The following is a 3,538-nucleotide window of genomic DNA, read 5'->3' as shown; positions in this document are numbered from 1 at the left end:
TATTGGAAGGTAATTTATTGAACTTCAGTTGGTTACATTTAATTAGTAGACCCTACATATAGACATGAATACATATATATGTGTGGACGTGAGAACATAGTTCAAAATATTAGTAACCAATAAAATAAAAAGACAATGAAAAAGTATTTCCTAACCGCCATCCTATCATTGTTGGTGGCAACAGTGTTTACCTCTTGTGGTGATAATGACATTATTGAAGAAACTGAAAAACCATCATCCGAGCTCAAAGTATGGGTTGAGCCGTATCACATCAAAGGTGCGTCCTTGGATGAAGTAACAGCTTACATGAGTGGTACAATGATGCGTTACCATTTCGAGGCAGAGAACAAGACCGCTGATAGTTTTCAGTTGGCATATAAGACGGGTAATGGCAACGAGGCTATTCTCTATAGTTTCTTGCGAAGCGACAGCACCCTGTATTCAGTCATTGATACGGAACTTATCTCCAACAGCCGTCTGATAATAGACTATCTGAAGAAACACTACACTCTCGTATCTGCATCCGATGAAACTTCCTACCAATACTGTTTCACCACCGAGGATAGGTCTATGGTCATTACCACCATGAAGGTGTCTGATGTATGTTTCAACGTGAACTATTCCTTTGTTTATTAAAATAATGAAGATTGCCACTATCAGATTTTCCAGTTCTGGTGGTGGCAATCATTCTTTTGTGTTGTTGTATTCATGTGGACGTGAATACATGTACACAACTGTATAATCTTCTATGTAAGACCTTTATAATCCTTATCTCGTCGAAAACGATGAGTTATCCTTTTTCCAGAGTATTTTCATTTACCAAGATACAGCTTCGCCCCACACCATGAAGGATGCAACTGGAGTTCCACCTGAGAGACCTTTCGTTTATGTCAGCTGAGCATGATGTAAAGCCAGGTCACTCAGCAGGAAGGAGCATCACGAAACGACATGCGGTATCTAACAAACTGAGTAGGTGGGACGCAAGCGTTACCCACTTAATCAGTTTGCCTATACTGCATGTCCATTCGTCGAGAAGATGCTCTTGCTCACAGCTACATTCTTCATTGACCCTCCCTTCTTTCAACTTATATAAAGATGGTTGTCCTCGTTTCAACATGCTTCTTTCCCTGCTATAACGTATAATCCTTTCTTTAGCTTAACCTTCGCCCACACCGATGTCCGCAAACACTAACAGTTTGATGGAGAGACTTCCTTGCTCCATGGTCGAGTGTATCGACTATGGGCAGGAAACCGCTCTATCAAAGGTGAGACATGAACATTCCGTCATCAGAGATAGACGAAGAGTTCATTATTGTCGCACTGGCTGTTGGTGTCTGCAAGGACATTCCCACCCACATGTTTTACAGCTTCGCCCCACACCATGAAGGATGCAACTGGAGTTCCACCTGAGAGACCTTTCATTTATGTCAGCGGAGCATGACGTAAAGCCAGGTCACTCAGCAGGAAGGAGCATCACGAAACGACATGCGGTATCTAACAAACTGAGTAGGTGGGACGCAAGCGTTACCCACTTAATCAGTTTGCCTATACTGCATGTCCATTCGTCGAGAAGATGCTCTTGCTCACAGCTGCATTCTTCATTGTCCCTCCCTTCTTACAACTTATAAAAAGATGGCTGTCCTCGTTTCAATATACTTCGTTCCCTGCTATAACGTATAATTCTTTCTTTAGCTTAACCTTCGCCCACACCGATGTCCGCAAACACTAACAGTTTGATGGAGAGACTTCCTTGCTCCATGGTCGAGTGTATCGACTATGGGCAGGAAACCACTCTATCAAAGGTGAGACATGAACATTCCGTCATCAGAGATAGACGAAGAGTTCATTATTGTCGCACTGGCTGTTGGTGTCTGCAAGGACATTCCCACCCAGCTGTTATAATGCTTCGCCCCACACCAATCCCAAACCATGTTGCAATTTTGGTGAGAGTCTTCCATTCAAGATCTAACGACTATGAACAGAAGACCCTCCTCAAAAGGTGGTGACGTGAAAAGTCTTCAATCCATGCCCACTTCCGTAAGGATGGAACTAAACACTCCATTCTTTCTGAAGTGGGCTCTTTGTATTGATGACACTTCACTTTTGTCACCACTGACAGCAAGATGATTTGGAATTAGCCCACCCGATACAGTTTTAACCGATTTCCTTTCTGGCGATACTATGGTTTCTTTTCTGAGTTATAATGTTCCTCCATGTCGTCCGTAGGATTTCGGGAATATTTTTCTGCGAAGTTATAGCGTCCTTCAACAAGTTTGCAAGTCGTGCCTTGTGAACAATCTTCCTTTTTCTACAAAAAAGAGTATTCTTCACGTCAGACTTGCATGATTGTCTTGTACGCACTTCTGAAAGCAGAAAAATCTTCCCAATCCTGTCCGAAAGGACTTAACGAAAGGGAGAAAAAATCTTAGAGATATGAAAACAGATTTGAACATGCAAAAGAACAATGACAGCAGAGCCGAACAAGGTTCGAGCACTGCAAGAACCCAGGAGTGTGCAACAAAGACTAACCGCCTGATAACATCTGAGTTGCAGAAGAGATTGGCAGACTATCCTCTTTATTCACAGGATGGCAAGCATAAGGATGCTCTCTGCATTGCTGTGTTTTACCTTGGCAATATCCGCTGGTACATCATGGAAGGACAGCAGGAAGGCAATGACTTTACGCTCTATGGCATCGTTACTGGACTGCAAGAGACGGAGTACGGCTACCAGTCTGTAACCGAAATGGAAAGCATCACCTATGATGCAAGCGAGTACGGACTTGGCACTTTGAGGATTGAGCAGGACAAGGATTTCAAGCCTTGCACCCTTGCAGAGATTGAGGACGCAGAACTGCAAGCATTCCTCTCACGGCTCTATGATAAAGACTAATGTATAACCCTTAAACATATCAGATTATGAAGATTATCGTAATGGACAGCGCCAACGTGCGCATCGAGGTTTTAAACGTAGCCGACCACATGCTGGAGGACGAAATAGAATTGTTTCTTTCCGAGCACGGCTATTCGTTGAACAACATTTCATGGATGGCAGCACCCATCGACTTTGTGCCAGTGCAGTTCCATGAGTATGACACTGACAAGGAGAACGGCGAAGAAGTTCACGCCACACGTAGCGGACGACTGAAGGACTTTTCCATCTATGACAGTGTGCAGGAAGTGAAAAACAGAGAGCAGGAAGAACTTGCAACCGCACTTCGACTTCATGGTGAAAAGGTGGATGATGGCTATGAGTGGCACTTTGAGGGAGAATGTCCCATCGTAGCCGCATACGACTATGATGAGCCTTGTGACGTGGTTATCCTTGCTGTCAGAATGGATAAAGACGGAGACATCACTTTCATTGGTGATGAGAAGAACGACCGAGGCAATGAGCATGAGATTAAGGCAGATGACATCTTTGCTGGTCATATTGACTTCATCATTTCAGAGATTGGATAGTAATTCACTTTAGGGATAGGTGGGCGCACCCGACAAACCCTGTGGAGTAGGCCGTGCAGATGCTAACCCAAAACTGT

General features: G+C 43.8%; 3 protein-coding genes. All 3 read left to right on the top strand.

Annotated elements, in window-relative coordinates; all coding sequences use genetic code 11:
- Positions 1-285 precede the first annotated feature (285 nt).
- The 3 genes from KM934_RS12500 (at position 286) to KM934_RS12490 (ending at position 3,461) form a co-directional block, all read left to right on the top strand.
- A complete protein-coding gene (locus KM934_RS12500) occupies positions 286-636 on the top strand; it encodes a hypothetical protein (RefSeq protein ID WP_252345003.1) in 351 nt (116 codons plus the stop codon).
- A gap of 1,797 nt (positions 637-2,433) precedes the next feature.
- Complete coding sequence (locus KM934_RS12495) at positions 2,434-2,892, top strand: DUF2958 domain-containing protein (RefSeq protein ID WP_235394646.1); 459 nt, start codon at positions 2,434-2,436, stop codon at positions 2,890-2,892.
- 26 nt (positions 2,893-2,918) lie between these two features.
- On the top strand, positions 2,919-3,461 hold the full coding sequence (locus KM934_RS12490) for a hypothetical protein (protein WP_215760934.1): 543 nt from the start codon (positions 2,919-2,921) through the stop codon (positions 3,459-3,461).
- The last annotated feature ends 77 nt before the right edge of the window (positions 3,462-3,538 follow it).

The sequence above is a fragment of the Hallella faecis genome (assembly GCF_018789675.1).
GTDB classification, from domain to species: Bacteria; Bacteroidota; Bacteroidia; order Bacteroidales; family Bacteroidaceae; genus Prevotella; species Prevotella faecis.
Note: the sequence above shows the minus strand (reverse complement) of the source record. Positions and strands in the feature narration are given on the sequence as shown.